The organism is Acinetobacter sp. YH16031, from assembly GCF_013417335.1.
Lineage (GTDB): Bacteria > Pseudomonadota > Gammaproteobacteria > Pseudomonadales > Moraxellaceae > Acinetobacter.
On sequence record NZ_VPED01000001.1, the window covers coordinates 1 to 16,037 of the forward strand.

14 protein-coding genes and 1 riboswitch are annotated in these 16,037 nt (G+C 43.9%); of the genes, 6 read left to right on the plus strand and 8 right to left on the minus strand.

Features of this window, described 5'->3' with window-relative positions:
* Positions 1–330: 330 nt before the first annotated feature.
* The gene (locus FTV31_RS00010) at positions 331–921 is read left to right on the plus strand and encodes a dual specificity protein phosphatase family protein (RefSeq protein ID WP_179993247.1); all 591 of its coding nucleotides are present in this window, start codon (positions 331–333) and stop codon (positions 919–921) included.
* 5 nt (positions 922–926) lie between these two features.
* Here FTV31_RS00010 and FTV31_RS00015 read toward each other — a convergent pair whose 3' ends face one another.
* Genes FTV31_RS00015 through trpA form a run of 4 tightly spaced genes read right to left on the minus strand, consistent with a single transcriptional unit; the run spans position 927 to position 4,942 of the window.
* Complete coding sequence (locus FTV31_RS00015; RefSeq protein WP_373684505.1) at positions 927–1,973, minus strand: SPOR domain-containing protein; 1,047 nt, start codon at positions 1,971–1,973, stop codon at positions 927–929.
* A complete protein-coding gene (gene folC / locus FTV31_RS00020) occupies positions 1,964–3,247 on the minus strand; it encodes a bifunctional tetrahydrofolate synthase/dihydrofolate synthase (protein ID WP_180012591.1) in 1,284 nt (427 codons plus the stop codon). Before folC ends, FTV31_RS00015 begins: the two co-directional genes overlap by 10 nt.
* A complete protein-coding gene (gene accD, locus FTV31_RS00025; RefSeq protein ID WP_034169942.1) occupies positions 3,244–4,140 on the minus strand; it encodes an acetyl-CoA carboxylase, carboxyltransferase subunit beta in 897 nt (298 codons plus the stop codon). The genes folC and accD overlap by 4 nt, the downstream gene beginning before the upstream one ends.
* A gap of 1 nt (position 4,141) precedes the next feature.
* Positions 4,142–4,942, minus strand: coding sequence for a tryptophan synthase subunit alpha (trpA, locus tag FTV31_RS00030; protein WP_004782187.1), 801 nt, complete (start codon positions 4,940–4,942; stop codon positions 4,142–4,144).
* A gap of 365 nt (positions 4,943–5,307) precedes the next feature.
* Between trpA and FTV31_RS00035 the strand changes: the two genes are divergently transcribed.
* Positions 5,308–6,639 (plus strand): Na+/H+ antiporter NhaC family protein, encoded by a 1,332-nt coding sequence (locus FTV31_RS00035; protein ID WP_180012592.1) that lies wholly within the window; start codon positions 5,308–5,310, stop codon positions 6,637–6,639.
* 40 nt (positions 6,640–6,679) lie between these two features.
* Here the strand turns inward: FTV31_RS00035 and FTV31_RS00040 are convergent, their stop codons facing one another.
* On the minus strand, positions 6,680–7,717 hold the full coding sequence (locus FTV31_RS00040; RefSeq protein ID WP_180012593.1) for an AraC family transcriptional regulator: 1,038 nt from the start codon (positions 7,715–7,717) through the stop codon (positions 6,680–6,682).
* A 140-nt stretch (positions 7,718–7,857) separates the two neighbouring features.
* On the opposite strand from FTV31_RS00040, the gene FTV31_RS00045 reads away from it, so the two are divergent.
* The gene (locus FTV31_RS00045) at positions 7,858–8,736 is read left to right on the plus strand and encodes a metal-dependent hydrolase (protein WP_180012594.1); all 879 of its coding nucleotides are present in this window, start codon (positions 7,858–7,860) and stop codon (positions 8,734–8,736) included.
* Positions 8,737–8,802: 66 nt separating this feature from the next.
* On the opposite strand, the gene FTV31_RS00050 is transcribed toward FTV31_RS00045, so the two are convergent.
* The 3 genes from FTV31_RS00050 to FTV31_RS00060 all read right to left on the minus strand — a co-directional run bounded on the left by FTV31_RS00050 (position 8,803) and on the right by FTV31_RS00060 (position 12,001).
* Positions 8,803–9,795 (minus strand): DUF2804 domain-containing protein, encoded by a 993-nt coding sequence (locus FTV31_RS00050; RefSeq protein ID WP_180012595.1) that lies wholly within the window; start codon positions 9,793–9,795, stop codon positions 8,803–8,805.
* Positions 9,796–10,131: 336 nt separating this feature from the next.
* Positions 10,132–11,376 carry a tryptophan synthase subunit beta gene (gene trpB / locus FTV31_RS00055; RefSeq protein WP_004782182.1) on the minus strand — a complete coding sequence of 415 codons (1,245 nt, stop codon included), beginning with the start codon at positions 11,374–11,376 and terminating at the stop codon, positions 10,132–10,134.
* A complete protein-coding gene (locus FTV31_RS00060) occupies positions 11,357–12,001 on the minus strand; it encodes a phosphoribosylanthranilate isomerase (RefSeq protein ID WP_180012596.1) in 645 nt (214 codons plus the stop codon). Before FTV31_RS00060 ends, trpB begins: the two co-directional genes overlap by 20 nt.
* A gap of 143 nt (positions 12,002–12,144) precedes the next feature.
* Positions 12,145–12,357, plus strand: a riboswitch (cobalamin riboswitch).
* Between the two features lie 37 nt (positions 12,358–12,394).
* Between FTV31_RS00060 and FTV31_RS00065 the strand changes: the two genes are divergently transcribed.
* The 3 genes from FTV31_RS00065 (at position 12,395) to FTV31_RS00075 (ending at position 15,757) form a co-directional block, all read left to right on the plus strand.
* A complete protein-coding gene (locus FTV31_RS00065) occupies positions 12,395–14,218 on the plus strand; it encodes a TonB-dependent siderophore receptor (protein WP_180012597.1) in 1,824 nt (607 codons plus the stop codon).
* A 95-nt stretch (positions 14,219–14,313) separates the two neighbouring features.
* A complete protein-coding gene (locus tag FTV31_RS00070) occupies positions 14,314–14,898 on the plus strand; it encodes a cob(I)yrinic acid a,c-diamide adenosyltransferase (RefSeq protein WP_180012598.1) in 585 nt (194 codons plus the stop codon).
* 145 nt (positions 14,899–15,043) lie between these two features.
* On the plus strand, positions 15,044–15,757 hold the full coding sequence (locus FTV31_RS00075) for a glycerophosphodiester phosphodiesterase (RefSeq protein ID WP_104495371.1): 714 nt from the start codon (positions 15,044–15,046) through the stop codon (positions 15,755–15,757).
* Positions 15,758–16,037 lie beyond the last annotated feature (280 nt).

The window sequence follows — 16,037 nt, forward strand, 5'->3', positions numbered from 1 at the left end:
ACGGATGCATATATTGCAGAAATTACTCAACGCTTGAATCATCGTCCAAGAAAAAGACTCGGCTTTAAAAGTCCGAGTCAGGTATTATGGCAACAACATGGTGTTGCACTTCAAATGCTAATCTAAGGAATATTAAAAAACTGCAATCAACTCTCCACCATGAAAATGAAGATTGTCATGCATCAACCATCATTTTCATGTTTAGTTTGATACCCACCGACGAGCCGGGTTTTCGAACTTTTCCCATCAAGCCTGTCTTCGGACAGGCTTTTTTTTGCAAAAGCCGATATGCTGTTGAAGAGAATGATTAAAAAGAGGGTTTAACGCGCAATGAAAAATAATTATGTACTTCTTCTGGTTTCCGCGTTTGTTTTATCTGGCTGTACTCCAGCGCTGCCTGAACAGGAACGCCCAATGCACTGGGGACAGGGACTGCATGAAGAACATAATTTTTATCAGATTAGCGATGAACTTTACCGGAGTGAACAGCCGAGCGATGAACTGACGCCCTTATTAAAACGATATGCCATTAATGTGGTGATCAACCTGCGTTCACGCGATAAAGATACGGATATTTTGTCAAATGAAGACCTCAAGCTTAAACATGTTCCCATTCATACCTGGGCTATGAATCGCGAGGATTTACTGAACGTAATGCAGTTGATTCAACAGGCACGGCAAAATAATGAAAAAATACTTTTACACTGTTATCATGGTTCAGACCGTACCGGTGCCAGTGTGGCCATGTACCGGATTATTTTCCAGAACTGGCGCATTGAAGACGCAGTACGGGAAATGAAGCATGGCGGTTATGGCTTTCATTCCATTTGGCGCAATATTGAAAAATTATTTATCCCTGAAAATGTAAGATGGATTCGCGAGCAACTCACGAATCCATCTACAGAAACTTCGGTTAAGTAAGAGAATTAACGCTTATCTAGCGGCACCCAGTCATTCACCCAGGCTGATTTCATGTTCAGGCTGGCATCAGACGCGATTTTCTTACGCAGTGCATCTGCTGTTTCACGGTCTTTAGATGGACCGACCATGATACGCACACCTTTAGATGTCTGGCTCTTGGTGACCTTGTAGCCTTTGGCTCGCAGTTTGGCCGCAATGGCATCAGCATTGGCTTCATTGGCAGCCAATGCCACCTGCACCATCCACTGTTTATCACTTTCACCTTCAAGAAGTTTACGGGCTTTTTCAGCTTCAGCCTTTTTCTTGGCCTCTTCTGCTTTATGTTTCTCTTCAGCTTTGCGCTTTTCTTCTGCCTTACGTTTTTCTTCTGCCTTACGTTTTTCTTCAGCAGCTTTATGCTCAGCTTCTTTTTTCTTTTCAGCCGCTTTGTGCTCTTCCTCGGCCTTACGTTTTGCTTCAGCTGCCTTATGCGCTTCTTCAGCTTTACGTTTCTCTTCTAGCTTACGTTTTTCTTCTGCAGCCTTCTGCTCTGCCTGTTTCTTGGCAGTATCAGCTGAAGTTTGGGCTTTTTGCTGCTCAAGTTTCTGCTGTTCTAACTTTTTTTGTGTAGCAGCCTTGTCTTCAGCCAGACGTTTTTGCTTCGTCTGTTCATCTTCTGCCAGCTCAGGTGGAATATTGTCTGAACTTTGCTGTCCCATACGATGGGCATTCAAAGCAGCATATTCTTCAGCCGCACGACGTGCTGCATCTGCCTCAGCCTGCTGTTGCATGGCTAAAAATTCAGCTGCACGGGCTTCCTGTTCAGCCACTGCTTTTTCGCGGTCACGACGCTGCTGTTCCAGCAGACGTTTTTCTGTTTCCACATCGACTGTTAAAGAACCTAATGAATTGTTGACTGTATCTTTTGATTCTACTTCTGCAGCCAGTGCCGGGTTTTGCTGACGATCCTGATGAATTTCATTTTGGCCTTTCAGGAGTAATGCTGCCAATAAAACACCACCACCTAGTAAAACAACGCCACCCATCCAGCGTTGTTTGTTATTCATTGACATTCTTCCAAATACTCCCATACCGCTTCTAAGGTATGAAATGATCCACATACCAAAATCAGCTGATTATTCTCTGTTTCATCCAGCGCTGATTTAAAAGCTAATTTTACATTGTCAAATTGTTCTATCAATTCACCTTGCAATGCATCAGTCAAAAGTGTGACCTCTGCCGCACGTGGCACAGATAATGGTGCAATTTTCCACAAATGAACAGTGTCTTTCAACAACTTGACGACAGAATTTATATCTTTATCTGCCAGCATGGAAAATACACAAATGACTTCTTTATATTTCTTGTTGTAATTTAAATAATTGCGTAATTGTTTTAACAGGAACTCTACCCCATGCGGGTTATGTCCGGCATCAAAAATTACGGTCTTATTCTGAATTTCTCGGACTTCAAAACGTCCCGGCAATTTAGCTGCCTGAATTCCTTCCGCAATCGCTGTCTGGTTGACTTCCAAACCACTCAGCAAGATCGCTGCAACCGCTGTCGAAATATTATCCAGCGCCAGTGAACCTGTTGGCAATTTTAAAGTCGTACCCGACGATGCAAAAGCCCAGGTTTTGCCATCTTCAAAGGCTTCATAGAAATAATCACGGTTGATAGCATACAACGGCGCATTGCATTCAGCAGCTTTATCCAGAATGGCTTGCGGAATATCTTGCTGACCACCAAATATCACGGGAATATTCGGACGGATAATACCAGCTTTTTCAAAAGCAATTTTTTCAATGGTATCACCGAGCCAGTCGGTATGATCCAGTCCGATATTGGTGATGACTGCAACATCCGGATTAACCACATTCACGACATCCAGACGGCCACCCAATCCGACTTCCAGCACCCACACATTACACAGTTCATGTTTAAAAATCACAAATGCAGCAAGTGTGGTTGCTTCAAAGAATGACAGGCTTAAATCGCATTCGCGACGTGCCCGATCGACTTCAACAAAAGCATCAATCAGCAACTGGTCTTCGACTTCAACCCCACGTAATTTCACCCGTTCATTAAAACGATATACATGAGGAGACTGATACAGTCCGACCTTAAAACCCTGAGCATTGAGAATGGCAGCCAGAGTCGTGGTCGTTGAACCTTTACCATTGGTTCCGGCAACCGTCAGGACTTTAGCCTCCGGATTGATCACGCCCAGCTTTTCAGCCACAGGAATAACACGTTCCAGGCCTAAATCAATCCCCGTAACGTGAACATGGCTCCAATAATCGAGCCATGTATCAAGTGAATCAGTTGCTAATGGTGCTGTGTTCAAGGCAGGTTCATCAATTTCGTGATAATACGATAAACTGTATCACGTAATGCATGACGGTGAACAATCTGATCGATTACACCATGATCAAGCAAATATTCAGCACGCTGGAACGGCTCGTCCAGTTTTTCACGCACGGTCTGTTCGATCACACGCTTACCCGCAAAGCCGATCATGGCTTTCGGTTCAGCCAGATGCACATCACCCAGCATGGCTAAAGACGCAGTTACACCACCATAAACTGGGTGGGTCAATACCACCACATAAGGCAGACCTGCTTCTTTCAAACGCTGAATCGCTGCTGAAGTACGTGCCATTTGCATCAAAGACAGCATGCCTTCCTGCATACGTGCACCACCAGAAGCTGCAAAACAGATCAGAGGCTGATGTGTTTCAATCGCACGCTCTGCTGCCTGCACAAAACGGTCACCCACTACGGTGCCCATAGAGCCGCCCATGAAATCAAATTCAAATGCGGTTGCAATCATTGGCACGCCTTTCAGCAGACCTTGCATCACGATCAGTGCTTCAGTTTCACCCGTTTTCTTTTGTGCTTCCGACATACGCTCAGGATAAGCTTTGCTGTCGACAAATTTCAGTGGATCTTTGGCCGTAAATTCCTGACCCATTTCAGTCTGTACCTGATCAAAGAACCAGTTCAGACGGTCACGTGCTTTCATTTTCAGATGTTCATCGCATTGTGGACAAACATAAGCATTAAATGACATTGCAGTACGTGTCACCAAAGCATGACATTCAGGGCACTCAATTGTTGGCTCTGTGAATGTCGCTTTTAGGGTGGTTTGCTCATCAGGTACATGAATGCCCGGAACAATACGCTCCGTCCATGGGGTCGATGGGCTCAGAATTTTGCCTGATTTCACTTGTTGACTCATACTATAACTCATCGAGCGCTGCTCGAAGCTCCTTGACTTTATTCACCGTCGCAATAACGGCTTGTTCTGGCGCGAGGGTTGCAAACTGTTTTACAAACGCACTTCCCACAATAACTGCATCGGCAGCAACACCCATCGCTTTCGCAGATGCAGCATCACTGATACCAAAACCCACGCCTACAGGAACATCTGTCTCTGCCTTAATTTTCTGAATACGTGCAGCTGCTTCAGATACATCTAATGTTGCAGCACCCGTCACACCTTTCAACGACACATAGTAAATAAAGCCACTGGCCTGTTTCACTACATGCTGAATACGCTCATCAGTTGAGGTCGGAGCCAACAGGAAAATCTGATCCATTTCATATTTTTCCAGCACCTGCCCCAAATCTTGAGCTTCTTCAGGAGGAAGATCGACCAGAAGCACGCCGTCGACACCGCATTCATAGGCATAAGCCACAAACTTTTCATAGCCAATGACTTCAACCGGATTGAGATAACCCATGAGTACCACTGGTGTTTCGCGGTCTTTCAAGCGAAATTCTTTCACCATGTGCAGTGCATCTAGGGTATTAGTGCCACCGGCCAGCGCGCGTTCAGCAGCCAGAGCAATCACCGGACCATCTGCCATTGGATCTGAGAAAGGGAGACCCAGTTCAATCACGTCGACGCCAGCGTCCACCATCTGGTGCAGCAAAGGTACGGTTACCTCTGGATGCGGGTCACCAGCCATAACATAAGAAACTAAAGCTTTACGCTGTTGAGATTTAAGTTGTCCAAATCGTGTGGCTAAACGTGACATAGGGCTGAGCTTTCCTTAAGGTGTTTCAAACTTGAGACATTGACTATGTAGAAATACAAGACATCGCATTGTAACGCTATTTTTTGTACATTGAACAGTGTGCAACATCGACCTCTGGCATTTCATTTCCTGTGCGAGGATTTCAGAACAACCCGAAGGGATCTATTTACGATTATTTTGATTTTTTTCTCAATGATCAAAGATGCCTAATTTTGGCATTCCCTAAAATGTTGAATATTTAGATAAACTTATTTTTATCATGGAAAAATTAATAAAAATGCAGGTGTTAGCGCATTCATTTAAAGTTTTCTGAAATTGCAAAACCTGTTTTATACTAGCCCCATTCTCTTATTTTTTTATCTCCTATGCAGACTGACTCTGAAGGTACAGTGCAGGCACGCGCCATTGCACTGTTGCCGCTTATTGTATTTTTAACCATCTTTTTAGGTAGCGGGATCTATCATTCTCTGATCGGAACTGAATTTGCGTTTTATCAGATTAAAGCACCTGTTGCCGCCCTGCCCGCGATTATCTTGGCTGCATTAGTGTATCGCGGCAAACTCAACCAGGGTATTGAAGAATTTCTGAAAGGTGCCAGCCATCCCAACCTGATTCTGATGTTCATGGTGTTTATGCTAGCCGGTGCTTTTGCTAGTGTCAGCAGTGCGATTGGTAGTGTTGATGCTACTGTACAAATGGGCCTGTCCGTTATTCCTCCGAGTTTTGTCTTACCGATGCTGTTTGTGATTTCGGCATTTATTGCGACGGCGATGGGTACCTCTATGGGAACCATTGCCGCCTGTGCACCCATTGCCTTTGGCTTTGCACAAGTGACCGAGATTCCGGTGGTTTATGCGATCGGCGCCGTGGTCGGTGGGGCAATGTTCGGTGATAACCTGTCGATGATTTCGGATACTACCATCGCTGCAACCAGCAGCCAGAAAGTTCAGTTACGTGACAAGTTCAGAGTCAATGTCTGGATTGCTGTGCCAGCTTCCATCGTCACGATTTTGATCTATATCTTCAATGCTGGCGGTTCCAGCCCGGTGGAATACAAGGACTTTAACTGGATCCTGGTCCTGCCTTATATTGCGGTGTTTTTATTGGCTTTTAGCCGTCTGCATGTTCTGGCTGTTTTAACCATCGGTGTCGTGTTATCGGGTTTATTTGGGCTATTTGTTACGCCAGATTTCAATATCCTCAAGCTGAATAATTCTATTTATGACGGCTTTGTCGGCATGTTTGAAGTGGCATTGTTATCCATGTTCCTGGGTGGCCTGTCTGCGATCATGCAACGTGAAGGTGGTTTACGCTGGCTGATCGAACGCATCTACGCGCTGACTCGCTTATTTAAAGTAGGTCGTCAGCGGGCCGGTGAAATTGGAATCAGCTTTCTGGTGGTATTTTCCAATCTGTTTGTAGCAAATAACACTGTCGCGATTATTCTGGCTGGTGATATGGCCCGTGAAGTGGCGAAAGAATACGGGGTTGATCCAAAACGTGCCGCCGCCCTGATGGATATTTTCTCCTGTGTGGTACAGGGGCTGATTCCTTATGGCGCACAATTATTACTGGCTTGTTCAATTGCCAAACTTTCTCCAGTCGAGCTAATCGGGGGCGTGTATTATTGCTGGATTCTGGCAATCTTTGCAGTGATCGCGATTGCTTTCCGATACCCTAAATTAAAAACAGCTTAAATTAAGTCATGAGATAAAGCGGCCAATGATGGCCGTTTTTTTATGCCTGATCCTGTTTTAATTGTTTTCTATATTGCAATAACGTCCGGCCTGTTGCCGCCTTATAAGCACGGGCCAAAGCCGACTGGTCAGAATAGTCTAGTTGCTGGGCAATCTCGGTCAGGCTTAGGGGCTGATGCAATAAGCTTTCACAGCGCCTGATTCTTTCATGTTCCAACAGTTTTTTAAAAGAACTGCCTTGCTCATTTAGCTGACGTTGCAAAGTGCGGGTCGATACAAACAGTTGCTCGGCCAGCTGTTCAATTTTAATGGCCTGCTGTCTGCTTCTTAAATGCTCCGCAACCACTTTTTGGGCCTGAGTCAAAATACTTTCCACGGGTGGTTTAGCTGCAATCGCTTCTTCAGCCTGACGAATCAATAACTGTAATAGCATGGGATCGGCCTGTTCCGATTTCAGGTTCAGTCCCTGTATATCCAGTTCAAAGCCATAATCCTGCTGTGAAAACTGTACTTCTGCAGCATAGAATTTTTGATAATGAATGCGGGCAATTTCAGGAGCATGGGCAAAACGCACCCGCCGCAAGAGCAAAGGATGATTCTGCAAAATAAAACGTCCCAATTGCACCATGGCTGCGATGGTCAGCTCATTCAGCAGGTTATAACGCTTATCCTGATAGATCCAATATAATTCAATACTTTGTGCATGCTGTCTTAGTTGCAATGGGACAAATTCACTCCCATCAATGACCAGTCGCTGAAAACGCATGATGTAGCCGATGATCTCAGGAATACTGCTGCTTTTGGATACCATATAGCCCAGCACACCAAAATGTTCTGGCCGAATACATTGCACAATTTCAAAAATTAACTGTGGACACGCTAGCTGTTTTTGGGTTCTTAACAGGATGCTATTGAGAAAATCCAGCGGAACTTGTGCATCAAAAGGCTGATCAATCAGTCCAATGAGCTGAGGTCGTAGATCTGCAAGAAACTCTGCGGTTAAAGGTTCTATATTTAAGCTACGCAAATAGGTGGCCCATAGCTGGATATAACCATTGGAGATTTTGATGTCCTGCATGAGCGCGTCCCTGTCTCCGCTGCGAATGTATATTTTATTTTTCTCTGGCGTAAAATGTATAAAAATTGGCCATATCTGTCAAAACAATTTGTGCAATTCTGAACATACTGTCAGCATCTCCAGAAAAAGAATGAAAGCAGATGAACGCACCTTTAAAATCTTCCATACAGCCTGTGGTACGTAGTAATCTTGATTTTAAGCTGAGTGAAATTCCACGCTACTGGTTTAGTGGCGATCCATTCCTGACCCGTATGTTTGATGCACTGAGTCTGACCTTTCCAGACGGTGAACGTTATTTCATTCAGAGTGTGCGTCTGTTCCGCGACCAGATCAAAGACCCAGATTTACAGAAACGGGTAGCTGATTTTATCCGTCAGGAAGCCCAGCATGGCATTGCCCACGACAAGATGAATAACCTGATGCGGGAACAAGGCATGCCGGTCGATCAGTTTATTCAGCGTCTGAACTACATGATGAACTATGACTTGAAGAACCGTTCGCCTGAGTACAATATTGCAGTCACTGCAGCAGCGGAACATTTGACCGCGCTCATGGCTGAAACTTTTTATGGACAAAAAGATACTTTAAGAAATGCCCATCCTTTTGTCCGTGCCATGTTTGCCTGGCATGCGATTGAGGAAATGGAACATCGTGATGTGGCTTTTGATGTCATGAAAGATGTGGCAAAAACGCCAGAATGGCTGCGTCAATACACCTTGCTCATCACGACTTTGCTGATGTTTGGTTTTACCATTTACCGTGCCAATGTCATGCTCAAACATGATGGCTTTAGCCCGCTGCAACGCTTGCAAATGAATATCCGGGGCTTACCTTGGTTTTTTGGTAAAAAGGGTACTTTGACTCGTATGGGTAAACAGTATCGTGACTGGTTTAAAAAGGATTTCCATCCATCCCAGCACCCAGTGATTGCTCAATATGATGTCTGGGTAAAAACGCTGGCAGAAACCGGTGATCCGATTCAGGCAGGAGAAGCCTTCTGGCAAGCTGCAGAAGATTAAACCTAGAAATCAAAAGCCTTCGAGATTGAAGGCTTTTTTATGAATCCAAAACCTACAAGAAATAAGTTACCACTTGGCATAGTGCTGTTCTAAAAGTCCATATTCATTGACCAGTACAATCTCCTGACCATCTTGCCGGATGGTGCCTGATACTTTTGCCTGCCACTGGCTAAACTGACTGCCGACCAGACGCAGATTCAGATTTTCATAACGGCGCCAGCCCGTGTGTACATTCAGGTTCAAACAGCCATCCAATGACTGGATGTTCCAGCGTTCGTTAGATTCCTGCTGAAACAATACATCTGCTACAGGATAAATTTTGCCATTTACCCACAAACAGTTTTCATTGCCAAAGCTTTCATTGACACCGGAAGCGAGATTGATCCCGATACGGTTACGATTGGTATCCCAGAAATTACAAGATAGCCAGAACCAGGCAGTTTCAGGACGCAAAAAGCCGCAGGTATCATCCAGAGAGGCGAAGGTGCGCTCATTAAACTGGATGGTTTCACCCTGCTTATTTACGAAATAACCTTCACAACCCAAAGTGGTCAATTTCTGGGTATAGGTCCAGCCATTAATTCCGGTCGGACTACACATACTCAGCGGATCTGTACCTGCACAGAAAATTCGGGCACTGAGCTTGATTTCACCGTATTTAGTCACATGGATATAACGCACCCCATTGGCATGCTGGATATCAATCTGAAAGGGAGATTTGTGAAAATAACTATGATTAAACAATGGCTGTTCATCTAGCACCGTATTGCGCGAGAAGAAATTGATCGCATTCCATTCCTGCACTTCGTTATTAATATGGTTATAAATATAGAAAAAACTGTGCCCGGCCCAGGCAATATCCGCAATCGCAAGGCCAATCGTATAATGCTCGTGTTGAATACTACAGAATTTAAATTTTTTATATTTTAGTTGTTTACGCCAGCCGGTCAGTACATCGCCATAGGGATTTTTGTACTGGTACGCATTGTAATCAATACTTTTTGGAATTTCCTTGAAACGTCCGTAACGTGGTTGTCCATTTTCCTGAATTAAATCCATTAAGACATTCCATCTCAATCAAAAACTATTTTTGCTTGAAGCTATTATGCCGATTATTGAGATTTGATAAAGAATTTTTTAAAACCGTTCGTCAGCTCTTCCGGCCAATTCTGCTTAAAATAACCATTTTAATTTTCTGAATGAGAAACTGATTTTTTGCTGTTTTATCCAGAACTTGTATAATTTTTATACCACTTCCAGCCAGATTGATCCTTCCTCTTCATCTTTAAAAATTTTCTTATCTATAAAAATAAAAAAATCGTACTGAATAGCTTCAATACGATTTTTCTTAATCCACCCTTCCCTCCTTTTAGAAAGGAGGGGCCGGGGGAGATTTTACATCTCAACCATTTCCACGCCATCAATACGGGCAACAGTCATTAAGTCTTTATCACCACGACCAGAAACGGTGGCAATAATGATTTGATCCTTGTCCATGGTTGGTGCAAGTTTAGTGACATACGCCATCGCATGTGAACTTTCAAGCGCAGGAATGATTCCTTCGATCTTGGTTAGATCACGGAAACCTTGTAACGCTTCCTGGTCATTGATCGGCACGTAGTTCACGCGTTCCATATCTTTCAGGAAGCTGTGTTCCGGTCCTACACCCGGATAATCCAGACCGGCAGAAATTGAATGCGTTTCAATGATCTGACCTTCTTTATCAGACATCAGATAAGTACGGTTACCATGCAGTACACCGACGTGACCCGCATTCAATGGTGCAGAGTGCTTGCCAGTTTCGATCCCTAAACCTGCAGCTTCAACACCATACATTTTCACATCCTGATCGTTCAGGAATGGATAGAACAAGCCCATTGCATTAGAACCACCACCCACACAAGCGACCAATGCATCTGGAAGACGACCTGCCTGTTCCTGAATCTGACGGCGTGCTTCACGGCCAATAATGGACTGGAAGTCACGAACCAATTGTGGATATGGGTGCGGACCTGCCACGGTACCAATCACATAATAAGTTGAGTCAACATTGGTAACCCAGTCACGCATCGCTTCGTTCATGGCATCTTTTAATGTTTTAGAGCCACTTTCTACAGGGACAACAGTTGCACCAAGCAAACGCATACGATAAACGTTCATCGCCTGACGTTTCACGTCTTCGGCACCCATGAATACCACACATTCTAGGCCTAAACGTGCTGCGATCGTTGCAGTCGCCACGCCGTGCTGACCAGCACCAGTTTCTGCAATAATGCGTTTTTTACCTGAAAGCTTAGCCAGTAAAGCCTGACCAATCGTGTTGTTTACTTTATGCGAGCCAGTATGGTTCAGATCTTCACGCTTTAAGTAAATTTGCGCACCACCCAACTCTTTAGACCATCGCTCAGCATGATATAAAGGACTAGGACGACCTACGTAGTAGGCTAGATCACGGTCGAATTCTGCCAGAAACTGTTCATCATCTTTCATGCGGAAATAAAGCTTTTCCAGATCTTGTAAAGCCGCCATCAGAGTTTCTGACACAAAACGCCCGCCATGGATACCGAAATGTCCACGCTCATCCGGGAATTGGGTATAGTCAATCACGGGCTTGTTGTGATTAGTACTTTGCTGATCCACGATGGACTCCTTGCATAAAGCGTTCTATGAGTTGTTGGTCTTTTATACCTTTTGCGGATTCGACACCACCACTAACATCAACAGCATAAGCCTGTGTGGTGTGAATTGCCTGCTCGATATTGTCCGGGTTTAAGCCCCCAGCCAGGATCAAGGGAATATCTAATTGAGGAAAGGTGCTCCAGTCAAAGCTGTGGCCGGTACCACCTTTTAAATCAGGATGCCATGCGTCTAACAGTACTGCGCTGGCCCCTGCGGTTTGATAACGTTGAATCTCAGCGACTACGTCCAGATCAGGTTTGACCTGAATCGCTTTATACCAGCGACGCCCAACCTGCTTTGCGATAACCTGACATTGTTCAGGGCTTTCATCACCATGAAACTGCAGAATATCCAGCGGAACAGTTTTTAAAATATCCCGGATGTCATCTGCCGTACTATTAACAAATAAGCCCACCACTTGAATATAAGCTGGCACTGCTTTGACCAGCATTTCAGCCTGTGCCTGAGTCACGCTTCGTGGGCTCGGTGGATAGAACACAAATCCAATGGCATCACAGCCGGCATTAGCAACAGCTTGGACATCTTCAACTCGGGTGATTCCACAGATTTTGGCACGGGTTCGCATATAGTGTTGGCTCTGATTTACCAAGATATCAAGTAATCTATGAGATTGAGGTGAATTATTGTAATGCAAATCATCGATCTTGCGTAAAGTTCATACGGATTATTCTTGATCTTGATTGTTTAAGTCATAAGCAGACTTTATACTTGCCACAATTTGCAACGAGTCAAGGCCTTAAGGCTTTAGGGAAGTTGGTGCAAATCCAACACTGCCCCCGCAACGGTAAAAAATGAAAAGCTTGTCTTTATAAATCTTCAGGATTTACACCACTGCATCAATATGTGGGAAGGTGGATAAGTAAGTATGAGTTTCAATACTGCATTTAAGTCCGGATACCTGCTTGTTGTGTTCTTTAACTCAATCATTCACGGGGAGTGAATGTATGGAGCACATCTCATGTCTATTCCATTTCAGCCTGCTGCCTTGGTAGGTGCGATCGCACTTGCGTTGGGTTTTACTTCATCTGTTCATGCCGCCGAGCAAAAAGTTGCAAAAGCCTCTTTAGATACCATTGTAGTCACGGCAACTCGCTCTGCAGAAAACATTGAAAATGTACCTGCGCGAATTTCAGTGATTGAACCTGCGACTCTTGAGCAATCCTCTATTGCTTCATTGCCAAACTTATTGAAAAAAGAGGCTGCTTTAAACGTCGCTCAACTAGGCGGTTATGGACAACAATCCTCTATTTTTATGCGAGGCACAAGCTCGTCACATACACTCGTTCTGCGTGATGGCATGCGATTGAATACTGCTTTAAGCAGTTCAGCTTCTCTCCCTTTTATTGATACTACCGATATCAAGCAAATTGAAATTCTGAAGGGTCCAGCATCAGTTTTATATGGTACAGATGCCATTGGCGGCGTCATTCATATGATTTCTAAAACACCTGAACAATCAGGTGCATTTATAACAGGTGAAATTGGCGAGAATAAAACTTACAAATCACTCGTGGGTGCCGATTTAGCTGAAGATGGTTTTTATGCCCAAATCCGTGGTCAACGCCTGGAAACTGACGGAAAATCTGTTCTAGATGATGAAGATGAAAATTACTCCTTTGACCAAAAAGGTTTCAGCACAAAATTTGGCGTCCACAAAGACCAATATGGCTTATCTCTCGATTACAGCCAAAATAAAGGCACAAGTGATTACAATGCAGGTAGCCTCACTTCACAAGATTTTGAAAATGAAATGGTTAACCTGAGAGGACGAATTAACCTAGGCTCACAATTAGAACTCAATGCTCGCTTATCCCAGTTTGACGATCAATTAGATCAAAATGCTACGAATTATCTAGGTCAGGTCGATTATTCATATAGCACTACTCAAGAAGCAGAATTGTATGCCAAACTCAATCTAAATGATCAGCATCATATTTTACTAGGGACAACGCATAGCAATCTTGATGGTGATGTTCTTTCTTATGGAGTTGCCTACAAAGGTGATGTTTCCTCTCAAGGATATTACACACAGCATCAATATCAATCAGATAAACTCAATACTCAACTCGGCATCCGTGTTGAAGATAACGAGAAATATGGCTCTCATACTGTAGGGCAAGCGGCTGCACGTTATGCAATATCACCTCAACTCAGCGTCTATACGAATATTGGTTCAGCTTTTCGTTCACCAAACTTAAATGAGCTGTACAGTGGTGAATCTGCAAATCCAAATTTAAAAGCCGAAGAAAGTCTGTCTTATGAAATTGGCTTCGACCAGGCCCTCACTCAAAACTCATCTATTTCACTTTCCGTGTATCAAAACGAAGTGGATAACATGATCCAAAAAGTTGATGGCAAGTTAAATAACATCAGCGAAGCAACGCTTCGTGGTGGCGAGCTTGCATGGAACTGGAAACAAGACGATTGGTTCATCGATACTGCTTTTGCGTATGTACAAGCTAAAGATAGCAAAACGAATATTGAGTTAGCTAAACGACCACGTCAAACCCTCACTCTGACCACAGGTTTGGAAAATGAAATTTATGGGATGAGTGCTTCTCTTATTGCCCGTTCCAAGTCAAAAAGCTGGAGTGATTCAGACCATAATCCGGGCTATGCGACCGTCGATTTAAATGCTTACTGGAATATCAACCCACATGTCAAAGTATTTACCAACATAGAAAATGTCGGTGATGTTCGTCATAAGATCGAATACAACTGGAATAATTATTATGTTGATGAAGGCCGACTCGCTTCTGCCGGTGTGACCTTTAAATATTAAACTCGCCCAAATCCAAGCAAATACTTTTGAGAATCATGTCATGCCTATGGCATGATTCTTTTTATTGACAGCATTTAATCATTTAAGGAACTTATATGGGCCACCGTTTAAGTAAAATCTATACCCGCACTGGCGATTCAGGCACCACAGGGCTTGGCGATGGCTCACGCGTTGCCAAAGATGACTTGCGTATTACCGCACTCGGTGATGTGGATGAGCTAAATGCCATCATTGGGGTTTTACGCGCACAAATCGCGGCAAGCAGCATTCAGGATAAAGCGACCTGGGATAAATCTTTAAGCCTGATCCAGCACTGGCTGTTTGATCTGGGTGGTGAAGTGTGTATCCCTGGCTTTAACCTGGTTCAACCAGTCTCGATTGATTATCTGGAAAATGACATCGATCGCATGAATGACGCTTTGCCGATGCTGAAAGATTTTATTTTGCCTGCGGGTACTTTAGTTTGCAGTTTTGCTCATCAAGCCCGTGCCGTGTGCCGTCGTGCAGAGCGCAGCGTGATGTCAGTTCACTCACGCGACCAGAATATTCAGGCGACTTCCCTGCAGCTATTAAATCGCCTATCTGACTGGCTGTTTGTGGCTTCACGCACCTTGCAACGTGTTGAAGGTGGTTCTGAGGTGTTATGGCAAAAAAATATCAACGAAACCATTGATCAATAAATCCGCTAAAATGTATTAAATTGCACGGAAAATTCTGCGCCAACGGTATTTGCAACAAAGTGTTTCAGGCGCAGAATATTGCAATACTCCTGTCACAACTCTTCATCATTATGTTTTCATCTTCACTTCTTCAGGTTATCGCAGCATGCGCATAATCGGACATCGCGGTGCGCGTGGGGAAGCCCCTGAAAATACACTAGGCGGTTTTCAATATATTCAGGATATCGGGATTCGCGCAGTCGAATTTGACGTACGCCAGCTTAAAGATAATGCCCTGATCATCATGCATGATGATAACTTTGTACGCACTACCGGTTTGCAAAAACCCCTCTACGAATGTAGCCGTCAGGATCTCAGTCAATATAACCACGCAGTGAAATGGTCAGAATGGAACAAGGTCGAAGCGACTCCCATGCTGGATCAGACCCTAACCGTGATTCATAACTTTGATCATATTGAAGTCGAAGTCAAAAGTGTAGCGAGCCAGGCCGATGCCGAAAAAATCACGCTTGAGCTTGAACAGCAGTTACAGGGTTATGAGCAGTCAGTCGTGATCACTAGCTTTGATCCTAAAATCCATCAGGCCTTGCAGCAGCAAAATTCCAGTTTAAAGCGTGGCCTTCTGATTGAAACAGATGTGAAATATCAGGCAATTGATCAAGCCTTGGAACTTGGCTGTTGTCAGATTGGCTGGATGAATGAGCTGGCCAGCAAAGATATTATTCAGGCCACACAAGCTGCCGAACTCACCATCAGCGTCTGGACCGTAAATGATGTTAATCGTGCCAAAGAATTACGCGACTGGGGTATTCAGGGTCTCATTACCGATTATCCGAAGTTAATGATGCAACATCTTTAAATGACCCAAAATGCAAGATTCTATATATAGATTATTTTTCTTTAAGCCTTGAAAAATAATTTAAAGAAGAATGCCTGTCTGTAATCTTGTTTAACTTTGGGTTACGGGTTTGCTTACAAATTTATTTCTCTGCAATCTAGTAGAAAAAATGAACATTCACTTAACTCATTTTAAGAAAATAAATTTGATTAAAAGCTTCAAAAATCTCAATGATTTACTCGGAAATCAGAGCCTGTCTAGCCCGCGAAAATGGTAGTTTTCATCCTACTTATTCTGTTAC